The 13,650-nt window shown below is 70.8% G+C and carries 15 protein-coding genes and 1 tRNA gene; 13 read left to right on the forward strand and 3 right to left on the reverse strand.

Going from position 1 to position 13,650, the window contains the following annotated elements:
• Nucleotides 1–45: 45 nt before the first annotated feature.
• From V6U82_RS21040 to V6U82_RS21070, 7 genes are all read left to right on the forward strand, one after another.
• On the forward strand, nucleotides 46–186 hold the full coding sequence (locus V6U82_RS21040; protein WP_258545387.1) for a putative leader peptide: 141 nt from the start codon (nucleotides 46–48) through the stop codon (nucleotides 184–186).
• Between the two features lie 135 nt (nucleotides 187–321).
• Nucleotides 322–1,350 carry an ABC transporter substrate-binding protein gene (locus tag V6U82_RS21045; protein ID WP_334463758.1) on the forward strand — a complete coding sequence of 343 codons (1,029 nt, stop codon included), beginning with the start codon at nucleotides 322–324 and terminating at the stop codon, nucleotides 1,348–1,350.
• Entirely contained in the window at nucleotides 1,347–2,165 is an 819-nt protein-coding gene (locus tag V6U82_RS21050) for an ABC transporter ATP-binding protein (RefSeq protein WP_334463759.1), read from the forward strand. The genes V6U82_RS21045 and V6U82_RS21050 overlap by 4 nt, the downstream gene beginning before the upstream one ends.
• Nucleotides 2,158–3,006, forward strand: a complete 849-nt coding sequence (locus V6U82_RS21055; RefSeq protein ID WP_334463761.1) for an ABC transporter permease — start codon at nucleotides 2,158–2,160, stop codon at nucleotides 3,004–3,006. The genes V6U82_RS21050 and V6U82_RS21055 overlap by 8 nt, the downstream gene beginning before the upstream one ends.
• 11 nt (nucleotides 3,007–3,017) lie before the next feature.
• Entirely contained in the window at nucleotides 3,018–4,352 is a 1,335-nt protein-coding gene (locus tag V6U82_RS21060) for an LLM class flavin-dependent oxidoreductase (RefSeq protein WP_121683380.1), read from the forward strand.
• Nucleotides 4,349–4,912: a flavin reductase family protein gene (locus tag V6U82_RS21065; protein WP_334463763.1), complete on the forward strand. Its 564-nt coding sequence runs from the start codon at nucleotides 4,349–4,351 to the stop codon at nucleotides 4,910–4,912. The genes V6U82_RS21060 and V6U82_RS21065 overlap by 4 nt, the downstream gene beginning before the upstream one ends.
• Complete coding sequence (locus V6U82_RS21070; RefSeq protein WP_334463766.1) at nucleotides 4,909–5,520, forward strand: malonic semialdehyde reductase; 612 nt, start codon at nucleotides 4,909–4,911, stop codon at nucleotides 5,518–5,520. The genes V6U82_RS21065 and V6U82_RS21070 overlap by 4 nt, the downstream gene beginning before the upstream one ends.
• Here V6U82_RS21070 and V6U82_RS21075 read toward each other — a convergent pair whose 3' ends face one another.
• Nucleotides 5,521–5,976 (reverse strand): RrF2 family transcriptional regulator, encoded by a 456-nt coding sequence (locus V6U82_RS21075; RefSeq protein WP_013284925.1) that lies wholly within the window; start codon nucleotides 5,974–5,976, stop codon nucleotides 5,521–5,523.
• 7 nt (nucleotides 5,977–5,983) lie between these two features.
• Nucleotides 5,984–6,901 carry a helix-turn-helix transcriptional regulator gene (locus V6U82_RS21080; protein ID WP_334463769.1) on the reverse strand — a complete coding sequence of 306 codons (918 nt, stop codon included), beginning with the start codon at nucleotides 6,899–6,901 and terminating at the stop codon, nucleotides 5,984–5,986.
• Between the two features lie 188 nt (nucleotides 6,902–7,089).
• Between V6U82_RS21080 and V6U82_RS21085 the strand changes: the two genes are divergently transcribed.
• Entirely contained in the window at nucleotides 7,090–7,866 is a 777-nt protein-coding gene (locus V6U82_RS21085; protein ID WP_302905750.1) for a glucose 1-dehydrogenase, read from the forward strand.
• A gap of 74 nt (nucleotides 7,867–7,940) precedes the next feature.
• Here V6U82_RS21085 and V6U82_RS21090 read toward each other — a convergent pair whose 3' ends face one another.
• Complete coding sequence (locus V6U82_RS21090; RefSeq protein WP_007457244.1) at nucleotides 7,941–8,372, reverse strand: SsgA family sporulation/cell division regulator; 432 nt, start codon at nucleotides 8,370–8,372, stop codon at nucleotides 7,941–7,943.
• 273 nt (nucleotides 8,373–8,645) lie between these two features.
• Here V6U82_RS21090 and V6U82_RS21095 point away from each other — a divergent pair, with 273 nt between their 5' ends.
• The 5 genes from V6U82_RS21095 to V6U82_RS21115 all read left to right on the forward strand — a co-directional run bounded on the left by V6U82_RS21095 (nucleotide 8,646) and on the right by V6U82_RS21115 (nucleotide 13,649).
• Complete coding sequence (locus V6U82_RS21095; protein ID WP_334463774.1) at nucleotides 8,646–9,185, forward strand: TIGR02611 family protein; 540 nt, start codon at nucleotides 8,646–8,648, stop codon at nucleotides 9,183–9,185.
• Nucleotides 9,186–9,235: 50 nt separating this feature from the next.
• A tRNA-Val gene (locus V6U82_RS21100) sits at nucleotides 9,236–9,307 on the forward strand.
• A 396-nt stretch (nucleotides 9,308–9,703) separates the two neighbouring features.
• Nucleotides 9,704–10,012: a hypothetical protein gene (locus tag V6U82_RS21105; protein WP_334463776.1), complete on the forward strand. Its 309-nt coding sequence runs from the start codon at nucleotides 9,704–9,706 to the stop codon at nucleotides 10,010–10,012.
• Nucleotides 10,013–10,437: 425 nt separating this feature from the next.
• Nucleotides 10,438–10,752: a hypothetical protein gene (locus V6U82_RS21110; protein WP_334463777.1), complete on the forward strand. Its 315-nt coding sequence runs from the start codon at nucleotides 10,438–10,440 to the stop codon at nucleotides 10,750–10,752.
• A 281-nt stretch (nucleotides 10,753–11,033) separates the two neighbouring features.
• Nucleotides 11,034–13,649, forward strand: coding sequence for a PHP domain-containing protein (locus V6U82_RS21115; RefSeq protein ID WP_334463778.1), 2,616 nt, complete (start codon nucleotides 11,034–11,036; stop codon nucleotides 13,647–13,649).
• Nucleotide 13,650: the final 1 nt, after the last annotated feature.

Below are 13,650 nucleotides of genomic sequence, written 5' to 3' on the forward strand. Positions count from 1 at the left end.
AGGAGTCGTAAATGCTGGTGGAGGCGGGTCGTAACAAAGCCAGCGATGAAAGTCTCACTCAGTGGAAGGGCGTTGACCGGCGTGGAGAACGGTCGGCAGCATGAGGGCATGTCGCAGCGGGACGAGCTTCTCCTCACCGCTCGCGTGCACGTCGACCTGGTCCGGCACGCGAGCGCGCTCTGTTGAGCCGAGCGCTCGTCGTTCCCTCTCCGCCCGTCCGTTCCCGCAGCCGGCGCACCGTGGCCCGGCGCGGTGCGGCGTGCTCCCCGGCCCCGCGCGGGCCCCCTCCACCGCATCGTGGACAGATCAGGAGACTCCGCCATGCCCTCGACCCGATCACCGCGGCGTGCCCTCACCGCCGCCGTCGCCCTGCTCGCCCTCACCACCGCCACCGCGTGCGGCGCCGACGCCGCCGACGGCGCACAGACCAAGGAACTGCGCTACCAGGGTTCGGTGGGCCAGGTGACCCTCCCCGAACTCGCCGCCGACCTCGGCTACCTCGGTGACGTCAGGCTCAACTGGATCGGCAACGTCACCGGCGGCCCGGCCGACATCCAGGCCACCGCCACCGGCCAGAGCGACTTCGGCGGCGCGTTCAACGGCGCGATCGTCAAGCTCCAGGCCGCGAACGCCCCGATCACCGCCGTGGTCAGCTACTACGGCTCCGACGCGCAGACGTTCCAGGGCTACTACGTGCTAGACGGCAGCCCGATCCGCGGCCCGCGCGACCTGATCGGCAAGCGGGTCGGCATGAACACGCTCGGCGCGCACGCCGAGGCCGTCCTGCGTACCTGGCTGGCCCGGGGCGGCCTCACCGCCGCCGAGATCGGCAAGGTCGAGCTGGTCGCGCTGCCGCCGGTCAACACCGAGCAGTCGCTGCGCGCCCGGCAGATCGACGTCGCCGTGCTCGGCGGCGTGATCCGCGACAAGGCCGTCGCGAACGGCGGCATCCGTACGATCTTCACCGACTACGAACTGCTCGGCGCGTTCAGCGCCGGCAGCTACGTCTTCCGCGACGACTTCCTCACCCGTAACCCGGACACCGTCCGGACGTTCGTCACCGCAGTGGGCAAGGCGATCGAGTGGGCGCGCACGCAACCGCGCGAGACCGTGGTGGCCCGCCTCAAGGCGATCATCAGCAAGCGCGGGCGCAACGAGGACTCCACGCTCGTCGACTACTGGAAGTCCAGCGGCGTCGCCGAACCCGGCGGTGTCATCACCGACCGGGAGTTCGCCACCTGGATCGACTGGCTGGCCGACACCGGCGAACTGAAGGGCGAGCGGCCGAAGCCGTCCGACCTCTACACCAACAGGTTCAACGCGGCCGCGACCCCCGGCGGTGGCGCATGAGCACCGACAAGATCCTCTTCGATCGGGTGCACAAGGTCTTCCCGGGGCGGCGTGGCGGCGGCGGCGCGGTCACCGCGCTCGACGGGCTCACCCTCGGGGTACGCCCCGGCGAGTTCCTCGTCGTCGTCGGCCCCAGCGGCTGCGGCAAGTCCACGCTGCTCGACCTGCTCGGCGGTCTGGCCACCCCGACCGGCGGGCAGGTGCTCGTCGACGGCCGCCCGGTCACCGGGCCCGGCCTGGACCGGGGCATCGTCTTCCAGCAGTACGCGCTGCTGCCCTGGCGCACCGCCGCCGGCAACGTCGCGTTCGGACTGGAGGCCAAGGGCCTGCCCCGCGCCGAGCGCGCCGACCTGGTCGCGCACCACCTCGACCTGGTCGGGCTGACCGGCTTCGCCGACCGCTACCCGCACGAGCTGTCCGGCGGCATGAAGCAGCGCGTCGCCATCGCCCGCAGCCTCGCGTACGACCCGGACGTGCTGCTCATGGACGAGCCGTTCGCCGCGCTGGACGCGCAGACCCGCGACTCGCTCCAGGACGAGCTGGTGCGGATCTGGCAGGCCACCGGCAAGACGATCGTGTTCATCACGCACGGCATCGACGAGGCGGTGCACCTCGGCCAGCGGGTCGCCGTGATGACGTCGCGGCCCGGCCGGATCAAGCAGGTCATCGACATCGAGCTGGGCGACCGGGAGGCGGAGGAGGACGTCCGCTCCACCGACGCGTTCCGCCACCACCGGCACCGCATCTGGACGCTGCTGCGCGACGAGGTACGCGTCGCGCAGTCCGCCGTACGCGAGGAGGCCCGCGTTGGTTGACGTCGCCGCACCGCCGGTCCGGCCGGTGGCGCCCCCCGCCCCGGCGGCCGTGCCCGCCCGGCCCCGCCGCCTGCTCGGCCTCGGCGGCCGGGTGCTGCACCGCAGCGCCGCGCTGCTGGCGCTCGCCGCGATCTGGGAGACGGCGCCCCGCGCCGGGCTGGTCGACCGGGTCTTCCTGCCGCCGCTGTCCGAGGTGCTCGCCGCCTGGTGGGAGCTGCTGCGCAGCGGGCAGCTCGCCGACCACGTCGGCGCCAGCCTCACCCGCTCGCTCACCGGGCTGGCGCTCGCGGTGGTCACCGCCATCCCGCTCGGCCTGCTGATCGGCTGGTACCGGCCGCTCGCGGACCTGCTCAGCCCGCTGCTGGAGGTGTTCCGCAACACCGCCGCGCTCGCGTTGCTGCCGGTCTTCGTGCTCATCCTCGGGCTCGGTGAGACGTCGAAGATCGCCCTGGTGGTCTACGCCTGCTCCTGGCCGATCCTGCTCAACACCGTCGCCGGCGTGAAGGGCGTCGACCCGCTGCTGATCCGCTCGGCCCGCTCGATGGGGCTGAACCATTTGCGGCTGTTCCAGAAGGTGATCCTGCCGGCGGCCGTGCCGACCGTGTTCACCGGCGTCCGGCTCGCCGGGGCGTACTCGATCCTGGTGCTCGTCGCCGCCGAGATGGTCGGCGCGAAGGCCGGGCTCGGCTACCTCGTCAACTACGCGCAGTACAACTTCGCGATCCCCGACATGTACGCCGGGATCATCACCATCTCCGCCATCGGGCTGGTGGTCAACCAGCTCCTCGTCGCCGGGGAACGTCGCTTCTCCACCTGGCGCGCCGACGTCACCATCGCCTGAGAGGAACCGCCATGTCCCGGACCCTGCACCTCAACGCCTTCCTGATGGGTGTCGGCCACCACGAGGCGGCCTGGCGGCACCCGCGCGCCGACCCGAGCCGCCTCGCCGACGTACGCCACTTCCAGGAACTGGCCCGCATCGCCGAGCGGGGCACGCTCGACTCGGTGTTCCTCGCCGACGGGCTCGCCGTCGGACCGGCCGTGCGGCACAACATCCAGGCCGTCTTCGAGCCGATCACGCTGCTCGCCGCGATCGCCACCGCGACCGAGCACATCGGCCTGATCGCCACCGCCTCCACCACGTACACCGAACCGTTCAACCTGGCCCGCGCGTTCGCCTCGCTCGACCACCTCAGCGGCGGCCGGGCCGGCTGGAACATCGTCACCTCCGCCCAGGCCCGGGAGGCCCGCAACTTCAACCTCGACGACCACCCCGCCCACGCCGACCGCTACCGGCGGGCCGCCGAGTACGTCGACGTGGCGATCAAGCTCTGGGACAGCTGGGAGGACGACGCGCTGGTCCTGGACGCCGCGGCGGGTGTGTTCGCGGACACCGGCCGGGTGCACGAGATCGACCACGCCGGCGAGCGGTTCCGGGTCCGCGGGCCGCTGAACACGCCCCGCCCGCCGCAGGGCCGGCCGCTGCTGGTGCAGGCCGGCTCGTCCGCCGACGGCATCGCGTTCGCCGCCCGGTACGCCGAGGCCGTGTTCACCGCCCAGCAGACGCTCGCCGACGGGCAGGCGTTCTACGCGGCGCTCAAGCGGGCCACCGCCGACGCCGGCCGCGACCCGGAACTGGTGAAGGTGCTACCCGGTATCGCACCGGTCATCGGGGGTACCGAGAAGGAGGCCCGTGCCCTCGCCGACGAACTGGAGGCCCTGATCGTGCCCGAGCACGCGCTCGCCCAGCTCTCCGGCATGACCGGGCTCGACCTGACCGGGCTGCCGCTGGACGGCCCGCTGCCCGACCTGCCGGACGCCGGCGCCGTGCAGTCCCACCAGAGCCGCTACCAGCTCGTCGTCGACCTGGCCCGGCGGGAACTGCTCACCCTGCGGCAGCTCATCGGTCGGCTCGGCGGCGGACGCGGGCACCGCGTCGTGGTCGGCACCCCGGAACAGATCGCCGACCAGATCGAGCTCTGGTTCACCCAGGGCGCCGCCGACGGCTTCAACGTCATGCCACCGCTGCTACCCGATGGACTGGAGGCCTTCGTGGACCACGTCGTACCACTGCTGCGCCGGCGCGGGCTGTTCCGTTCCGCGTACACCGGGCGCACCCTGCGCGAGCACTACGGCCTGCCCCGCCCGGCCAGCGTCTACGCGACCCGTGAGCTGGTGGCGTCGTGACCACCGTGGACCAGCCCGGCGCCGCCACCGTCGAGCTGCGCCCGGTCGACGTCGACTCGTTCCGCGGCCTGCTGCGCCGCCAGGCGTCCACTGTCACCGTGGTCACCACCCCCGGCCTGCGCGGCAACCGGATGCGGCCGGACCTGCCGCCGGCCGGTTTCACCGCCACCTCGTTCACCTCGGTGTCGCTGGACCCGCCACTGGTCTCGGTCTGCCTGGGCCGCGCCTCGTCGAGCTGGCCCACCGTCGAGCAGGCCGAACACGTCGCGGTGCACCTGCTCGCCTCCGGCCAGCAGGAGATCGCGCAGATCTTCGCCACCAGCGGCATCGACCGGTTCACCGCCCACCCGGGCTGGACCACCGGGCCGTTCGGCGTGCCGCTGATCGGCGACGCCCTGGCAGTGCTGCTGTGCCGGGTGGTCCGCCGGATCGAGGCGGGCGACCACACCATCCTGCTCGGCGAGCCGCTCGCGCTCGGCGCGGGCGAGGACGGCGACCCGCTGGTGCACCACCGGGGCCGCTACACCACCACGCTCGGCGACTGGCCCGAGGCGTGGTGACCACCGCCGCCGACGAGCTGATCGCGCTCGACCGGGCCGCCCAGGACCTGCTGTTCCGGGCGGCCCGCACAGCCGACGTGTTCACCGGCGAACCGGTCGGCGACGACCACGTCCGTGCCATCCACGACCTCGTCCGTTACGGCCCGACCGCCATGAACGCCCAGCCGCTGCGGGTGCTGCTGCTGCGCTCCGCGGCGGCCCGGGCGCGGCTGCTGCCGTACGTCAGCGCCGGCAACCGGGACAAGACGGCGTCCGCGCCGCTGACCGCGGTGCTCGCCGCCGACGTGGACTGGCACGATCGGCTGCCCGAGCTGTTCCCGCACCGCCCCGGCGCCCGCGACTGGTTCGCCGGCGACCCGGCCGGAAGGGAGGCGCAGGCCCGCTTCAACGCCGCGCTCCAGATCGGCTACCTGCTGGTCGGCGTACGTGCCGCCGGGCTGGCCGCCGGGCCGATGGCCGGGTTCGACGCCGCAGGCGTGGAACGGGAGTTCTTCCCCGGCGGGCGGCACCGGGTGCTGCTGCTGATGAACATCGGCCGCCCGGCGCCGGACGCCGGGCGGGAACGGCTGCCCCGCCTGCCCTACGAGGAGGTGGTCGGCACGCTGTGATCAGCGCGGCTCCCACGCGTCGGGCTGAGCGGTCAGCTTGCGCACGTGGGCCGGCAGTCGGCCGCTGACCAGCTCGTCCAGGCTCACCTCGTCGACCACCCGGCGCACCGACGCGCGTACCGCCACCCAGAGGCGGGGCAGGTTCTCCGCCGCCCCCTCGTACCGCGTCTCCTCGGGGCGCAGCCCGCGTACCCCCGCGAGCGGGCCGTCGACGGCGCGCAACACGTGCCCGATGGTGATCTCCCGCGGCGGCCGGGCCAGCGTGTAGCCGCCCTCGGCGCCGCGCTGGGCCCGGACGACCCCGGCCCGGCGCAGGTCGGCCAGGACCGCCTCGAGGAACTTGCGCGGCATGTCCTGCTCCGCCGCGATGGCCTGGGTGGACAGCAGGGTGGGGTAAGCGGTGGCCAGGCTCAGGGCTGCCCGGACCGCGTAGTCGCCGCGCGCGGAGATCTGCACAGTGCCATCATGCCTGGCCGCCGGGTACGGGGGAGTCGGCGGGCGGCCGGGGCCGCACCAGACGGACGGGCAGCGGGCGTTCCCGCTCGGCCCGGAACGTCCCCGGGCTCACCCCGACCTCCCGGGTGAAGAAGCGGCCGAAGTTCGTCGGCTCGGGAAAACCCAGCTCCCGGCCGATCGCGGCGATCGACTCGTCGGTGGCGGCGAGCAGCCGGCACGCCTGCAACGCCACCCGCTCGTCGATCACCTGCTTGGCGCTGCGGCCGGTCACCGCCAGGCAGGCCCGGGTCAGGGTACGCACCGAACAGCCGAGCCGGGCGGCGTAGTCCTCCACCCGGCGGGTGTGCCGGTAGCCGCGTTCCACCTCCCGGCACAGCCGCCGGAACGTCTCCGTCTCGGCCCGGGGCGTCGCGCCGTTGCCCGGATGTGGCAGCAGGCTCAGCCGCAGCAGCAGCACGGCGAGCTGGTGGCGCAGCAGCGCCGCGGCGGCCGGCACCAGCGCGTGCCGGTCGGCGTCCACGGCGAGCTGGCTCACCTCGCTGATCACCGCGTCCTCGTCCTCACCGGCGAGCTGGCGGTGGGCGGGCACCGCGTCCGGGTCGACGTCGAGGCCGCGCAGCGCGTCCGGCCGCCAGCTCACCACAGTCGCGTCGAGCTGGGCGCCGACGAACCGCAGCGCCTGGCCGGGGTGCGCGCGCAGCAGCGTGCCCGGACGGCAGCGAACCGGCCGGAAATCCAGCTCGGCGGTGCCGTGGCCGTGGGTGACCAGGATCAGCAGATCGCGGTCGAGCAGGACCGGGCGGGGCCAGCCGGGCTCGGCGGCGAGGTCGCCGAGCACACCGGTGACGATCTCGTCGGCGCCGGGGCGGAACTCCGGCAGGCCGGTGCGGGTGGCCGGGGAGGGCTGACCGGTAGTGACCATCATCCCGACGGTAACCGGCCCGCCCGCACGTTGCATCTCGACGGTTTCACCCGCCCGGGCCGCTCTTGTCGGCACCCGAGCCGGACGGTTAGGTTACCGATCGGTAAGACCCGGGCCGGCGTGCGTTGCGCACCCGGCCGACGCGGCCCCGGCCGACCGGCCCGCGGCCGGGCGACGGCGATGGGATGGGCATGACGGATCTGTTCTCGGTCGACGGCAAGACGGTCCTGGTGACCGGCGGCTCACGCGGCATCGGGCTGATGATCGCGCGCGGCTTCGTCCGGGCCGGCGCCAAGGTGATCATCTCTTCGCGCAAGGCGGACGTGTGCGAGTCGGTCGCCAAGGAGCTGTCCGCCGAGGGCCACTGCGAGGCGATCCCGGCCGACCTGGGCAGCGACGCGGGCGCGCTGGCGCTGGCCGAGGCCGTGCGGGAGCGCCACGACCGGCTGCACGTGCTGGTCAACAACGCGGGCGCCACCTGGGGTGCGCCACTGGAGGAGTACCCGGAGAGCGCCTTCGACAAGCTCTGGGCGGTGAACGTCAAGGCCGTCTTCCGGCTCACCACCGCGCTGCTGCCGCAACTGCGCGCCGCGGCGGGCGCCGACGACCCGGCCCGCGTGATCAACATCGGCTCGATCGACGGCATCCGGGTGCCGTGGATGGAGGTGTACGCGTACTCGGCCACCAAGGCGGCTGTGCACATGCTCACCCGTGGCCTCGCCCACCAGCTCGCCGGTGAGCAGATCACCGTCAACGCGATCGCACCCGGACCGTTCGAGAGCAAGATGATGGCGTTCGCGCTGGACGACCCCGAGTCGCGCGCCGCCATCGAGCAGCAGGTGCCGCTGGGCCGGATCGGGCGGCCCGAGGACATGGCGGGCACGGCGATCTACCTGGCGTCCCGCGCCGGCGCGTACCTGACCGGAGCGGTCATCCCGGTCGACGGCGGGATCACCACGCGCGGCTGAGGCGTACCCCCGGTTGCAGACGGCCCGGGGCCGCGCGGACTCGGCAGATCCGCGCGGCCCCGGGTGCCGCCGTGTCAGCGACCGGCGAGCAGCCGGTTCACCGCGGTGTCGACGTCCAGGTGCTCGGCCTCGCGGCCGCGCGGGACGACGACGTAGGTCCGGCGCAGGAAGCGCACCAGCACGCTGCGCGGAACCTCGAACAGGGCATTGCCGTCCGGGGACGACAGCGCCAGCGCGACGAAGTCGCCGCGCGGGGTGGCCCACGGCCAGACCCGCACATCACCGATGCCGGCCGGTTCGTCGAGCCCGGTGACCAGCAGTTCGCGCGCGAACGACCAGCTCACCGCCTCGCCTCCGGCAGACTCGGCATGGAACAGGACATGGACCGCATACGGGTCAGCAGGGTCGTAACGCAGACTGGCACGCACCGGCAAGGCGGTGGCGTCAGGCGCGACGAGCCTTAGCGACGTCTCGACCTCTACGGTCGTCGGTCGGATGACACTCATGGACGTTCTCCCCCCGGCACCGCTGCGGAACGCGCGTGTCCCGCTTTTCCCATACTCAGGTGCTGCTCCTGGCTACGCTCCGCCATACGCTGACTTCACCCAGTGGTGGGAAGGGGTTCCGAAAGCCCCCGGGACCGCCTGGCCCCGCGTAGAATTTCCGGTTCCGCCCACTCCGTCGTTCCGCCCGGCAACGGGTGGTTCAGTCGTCGACTTACTCCGGTAACGTCCAGTCGTGAGCAGGGGTGACGGTCCCGCGCGACACTGGGGGTGGAAATGGTCACGAGGGGCTCCTCGGTGACGTCGCGGACCACGGCCGAATCGCCGAAAGGTGCGGTCCGAGCAGCCGAAAGTCGGGGGTACGAGGTGCCGGTGGAAGGGCGGTCGCAAGGCGCTCTCATGGAGCAGCGCCGACGGCGGCGGGGCTGGCGCGGACGCCTGCACACCACGCTCGACCTCATCCGCGCCAATCCCACCGGCCGCGTCGCCCTGAAGATCTTCATCGGCATCCTCGGCGCCATCGTGGTCACCGTCGGGATCGCGCTGATCCCGCTGCCCGGCCCCGGCTGGCTGCTGGTCATCGCCGGCCTCGGCGTCTGGGCGGTCGAGTTCCACTGGGCGCGACGGCTGCTCGCGTTCACCCGCCGGCACGTCAACGCCTGGACGCGCTGGGTGACCAGGCGGTCGCTGCCGGTGCGGTTCGTGCTGGGCGCGGTCGGGCTCGCGTTCGTCTCCGTGGTGGTGTGGCTGTCGCTCAAGTACAGCTTCGGCATCGACGTGGTGGCGGAGGCGCTGCACTACCTCGCGACGCACTGAGGGCCGGTTTTTGGTCCGGGCGGGTGATCGGGTAGAGTCATGCGCGCTGAGGGCGATTAGCTCAGCGGGAGAGCGCTTCGTTCACACCGAAGAGGTCACTGGTTCGATCCCAGTATCGCCCACCGTAAGTATGTGCAGGTAGGAAGCCCGTAGCCGGATTCACCGGTAACGGGCTTCCGTACTGTTGCCCCTTAAATTGGGAGCAGATTGGGAGCAGGCAGCTCCCTGCGTACCGGCGCCAAGCCGGAATGGCACCGCCCGGCTCATGTAACCCGTTGAAAGTCGAGTACCGAGCACGGCTGGTGCCACGCGGCAACAACTCAGATGCTCAGGACCAACATGCCGAGGGCCCCGGGACCAGTCCGGTGCGCAGGCGTGCTGGGGCGGCAGCTTTACTAGAAAGTAAGTGTGGACACAGCTGCGTGTTGCGCCCTGGCTGTGACCTCGCCGTAGCCTTCGAGAAAGCTCGTACGTAGATCCGGGCGCAGCGGCCAAATCTGGGTGGAGAGTCGTATGAGGTGAAGGGCGGCGAGGCCGCAGCGACTGTGATCGAAGTCGATCAGCCGGACGGTTCCGTCCTTGTTGTAGATCGTGCCTTCGAGATGGACTCGGCCGAGGACGTGATCGACCAGATGGCGCCGAGGACCGCCGACATGGTCTCGCACAACCCGCACGCCGACTCCATCCAGGACCGGGGCACCGAGACGCCGGGGTGGCTGAGCTTCTTGCGGCTGACCACCGACCTCGGGTCGGTGACCGTCTTGGAGTCCACGGACGGGTTCGGCCGCACCGTCGCTGCTTACCAAGGGCTCGGGATCACGTTCTAGCCGGCTGTGGGAGCTCGCGCAGATCTCCGACGAGCGGAGCGTCACGCACGAGAGTCCCGAGGACCTGTTCGCCGCCGCGATCAGTTCCCGACCGCCTCGATGAGCTGTACGCCGCGGCGGTCAATCTGAGCGAGGTCCAATCTGAGCGAGGTCGTTGACGGCGAGGGCGTCGCGCTGGTCGACACCAAGGGCTACGACGATCCCGAGATGAAGCGCATGTTCGCCGCGGTCTCCGATCTCGTCTCCGAATGGCGGGCCGTACGTCGCCGAGCCGACCGGATACGTGCGGATCTGGACGACAGCGGGGACGAAGAGTGACCCGCCGAGGGCGGGCGCTGAGCCCGGAGGCGTATGACACCGCCTGCGACCTTGCCGGCGCGAGCCTTCTGCGACGAATCCCGGCGGCTGCGACGCTGCTACAGATCGTGGAGGAGAAGCTGTGGTCGGAGTTCGTGGCGGCCGTCTACATCGCGGCCGACTCGAACAACGCCGTTCGCTACGTCTTGAGCGCGGTCCGGTCGGGACTGGCCAGCGTGAACGACCGTATCCAGGAGCATGTACCAGCCGGTCGGGCCACACGCTGGACCCGCCTGATGGTGGTGCCGCTGATCCCGGACACCGAGGTGACTCTCGTGCGTCGGGTCGAAGGACGCGTCGGCGCGGTGCTGCAGCCGTTGGACACGATGCGGCTGCCGACCATCAGGGCCAGAAGGCCTGCAGGCTTCAGCACGCCTCGGTAACGGAACGTGCGGATGGTTGGCTTCGTCCTTGAACGGTGCGGCCGACCACCCCGCCAAGCCCGAACGCCTCGGCGGATCGGACGGCTGGTCGAGCCAATGGTCCGGTGAACCTTCATCCGGTTGGCGCCTGTCCGTACGTGTGGGCGAGTGTCGCCCCTCTTCTTCAGCTCACCGAGCGTTAGGGTATCGAGCCGGACGCTCAGACGGCGGCGAATGATCACGGAGCGAGTGCTTTGACGTCAGCAACGGCACCAACGGAAAGCAGCCAGGCAGCATCGCCAGTGAGCGCGAAGCACGGACCCGCACGGTTCTGGGCCGTCGACCTCCACGTCCACACCCCAGCCTCGCGCGACGTTGACGTGCACACCTACGGCGCCACCGAGGCCCGGCAGATCGTCGACGCGGCGATCGCCGCCGGACTCCACGCGATCGCCGTCACCGACCACAACACAGCGGGCTGGTGCGACCGGATGGCCGAGGCCGCTCGCGACACGACGCTCGTGGTGCTGCCCGGTCTGGAACTCAGCACGGCCGAAGGGCACCTCCTCGCCATCTGGGAGGTGGGCACCCCGGCCCAGCATCTCGAGGACGTGCTCGTCGAACTCGGCGTTGTCCGCGCCGACCACGGTGACCTCCACAAGGCCCTGGACAAGGGCTTCGGCGATACCGCAAAGATCATTGCCGCCCGAGGCGGCCTGGCGATCCCGGCGCACGCCGACCGGGAGAAGGGCCTGCTCCGCCTCGCCGTCGCTGACCGGATCAACCAGACGCTGCTCGACGACGCCATCAGCGCGGTGGAGATCGTCGACGTCACCGAGGCCGAGCGGATCAAGACGCGGCTCGACGGCCGGCGCGAGCTTGCGCTTGTCCGCAGCTCGGACACCACCGCACCCGGCGTGAGCTGGCATGTCCTGCGCGGCATCGGTCATCGTCGAACCTGGATCAAGGCGTCGCGGCCCGACCTGCGCGGCCTCCGGCACGCACTGGCGGATCCGGAGTTGCGTGTCCGCCTGGACGAGCCCGGAGCGCCGGAGCACACGGTGATCGAGTCGGTGACCGTGACCGGTGGGTTCCTCGACGGGCAGCAGTTCCGGTTCTCGTGTGACCTCAACTGCCTGCTTGGCGGGACCGGCGCCGGCAAGTCGCTGCTGATTGAGCTGGTCCGGTTCGCCCTCGACCAGCAGACCGACGCTGGCGACTTCCCTCAGGTCCGCACGGAGGTCGACTCCCGGCTCAAGTACGCCCTCACCTCCGGCTCGACTGTCGAGGTCGTCCTCACCCGTGGCCACGCGCGGTGCCTCGTGCGCCGGGCGTACTTCGAGGACGGCTCCACCCAGCCGGAGTTCATTGGCGACACCGAGCAGCTGACGGGCCTGGCCGGCCGGATCGCGATCACCGGTTTCTCGCAGAGCGAGGTGATCGAGTACGCCCGAACGCCGGTCGGCCGGATGGCGCTCATCGACGCCGCGCTCGACCTGACCGAGTTCGAGATCCGCGAATCGGACGCGGTCGGCCGGCTCATCGACAACGGCCGACTTATCGGCTCGCTCGAGTCCAAGATCGGACAGGTTCGCGCCAGGTTGGAGACCCTCCCAGACGTCGAGAAGCGGCTGGAGGAACTGTCCGGCCTGTTCGACGGCGAGACCATCAAGATGCAGGCAAGGTGGAGTGCCGAGAAGGCCCTCTTTGAGCCGGTCGTCGGCATCCCCGAACTGAAGATCACCGCCCGTACCGAAGGCGGGGACAAGTTCCGGGGCTCGGCCGCGGTCGCCGACAATCAAGATCTTTACCAGCGAGTGCAGGCGGCGTACAAGCAGCTGCGGGAGGCGACCGAGGCGGCCAACGCGCAGGTAGCCCATGTCCTGTTGGTGGTGAACAAGGAGCTTGTCGCCGTCCGGCAGGAGTGGGTCGAGCGGTACCGGAAGTTCGACCAGGAACTCGCCGAGGCGGTCAGTCGCATCGACATCGACAACAAGGGCCTCGCCGCGCTGCGCACCCGGCTGGTGGAACTTCAGACGGAGAAGGCGAAGCTCGACGCCCAGCGGACCCAGCTCAACGACGAGTTTCTGCCGAACTTGGCCGTCGCCACGACCTATCGGGAAGAGTTGATCGCCGAGCTGCTCGAGGCGCGCAAAGCACGCCGTCGGCGGCGCGAAGAACGGATCAAGGCGCTCAACAAGCTGATGGGCGGCATTGTCCGGATCAAGATGCTCTCTGAGAACGACGACTCAGCCTATCTGGCCGACCTGACCGCCATCGCCAAGGGATCCCGGCTGCGCGCCCCGGTGCTCAAGCTGATCTGCGAAAAGACTCTGCCGGTAAAACTGGTTCGCTCGTTCCTCGCCGACGACGTCGACGGCGTGTGTACCGCTACCGGCGCCGAACGCAAGCACGTCGAGACCCTGTTCGACCACGTGCGGGAGAAAGGCATCATCGAGGACTTCCTGCGTTTGCAAACCCTCGACCTGCACGACGGCCTGTCCGTCGAGTTCCGCAAGCAGGCCAACGATGGCTATGTGCCGATCGAGCGGCTCGCGCACGGCCAGAAGTGCACCGCCATCCTCATTATCGCCCTCGCCGACGGCAACGACCCTCTGATCATCGACCAGCCCGAGGACGCGCTCCACGCCCCGTGGATCGAGGAATACCTTGTCGCGAAACTGCGCGACTTGCGCGGTGGCCGGCAGTACATCTTCGCCACCCGCAGCCCTGGCCTAGTCGTCTCCGCCGATGCCGAAATGATCATTACTCTCACCTCGGACGCGAACAACGGCGTCGTCGAAGCTACCGGCTCCCTCGAACGCCACGACCTCAACGTCCTGACGCTGTACCACCTGGAAGGCGGTCCCGTGCCCTTCAAACGCCGAACCGTCAAGCTCGGTTCGTCGATGAACTAGC

The organism is Micromonospora sp. CPCC 205554 (assembly GCF_036902745.1).
Lineage (GTDB): Bacteria > Actinomycetota > Actinomycetes > Mycobacteriales > Micromonosporaceae > Micromonospora > Micromonospora tulbaghiae.

Coding starts and splice junctions, on each gene's coding strand:
- V6U82_RS21040 (WP_258545387.1), top strand. CDS start 46: ATGAAAGTCTCACTCAGTGGAAGGGCGTTGACCGGCGTGGAGAACGGT.
- V6U82_RS21045 (WP_334463758.1), top strand. CDS start 322: ATGCCCTCGACCCGATCACCGCGGCGTGCCCTCACCGCCGCCGTCGCC.
- V6U82_RS21050 (WP_334463759.1), top strand. CDS start 1,347: ATGAGCACCGACAAGATCCTCTTCGATCGGGTGCACAAGGTCTTCCCG.
- V6U82_RS21060 (WP_121683380.1), top strand. CDS start 3,018: ATGTCCCGGACCCTGCACCTCAACGCCTTCCTGATGGGTGTCGGCCAC.
- V6U82_RS21080 (WP_334463769.1), bottom strand. CDS start 6,901: ATGATGGTCACTACCGGTCAGCCCTCCCCGGCCACCCGCACCGGCCTG.
- V6U82_RS21085 (WP_302905750.1), top strand. CDS start 7,090: ATGACGGATCTGTTCTCGGTCGACGGCAAGACGGTCCTGGTGACCGGC.
- V6U82_RS21090 (WP_007457244.1), bottom strand. CDS start 8,372: ATGAGTGTCATCCGACCGACGACCGTAGAGGTCGAGACGTCGCTAAGG.
- V6U82_RS21095 (WP_334463774.1), top strand. CDS start 8,646: ATGGTCACGAGGGGCTCCTCGGTGACGTCGCGGACCACGGCCGAATCG.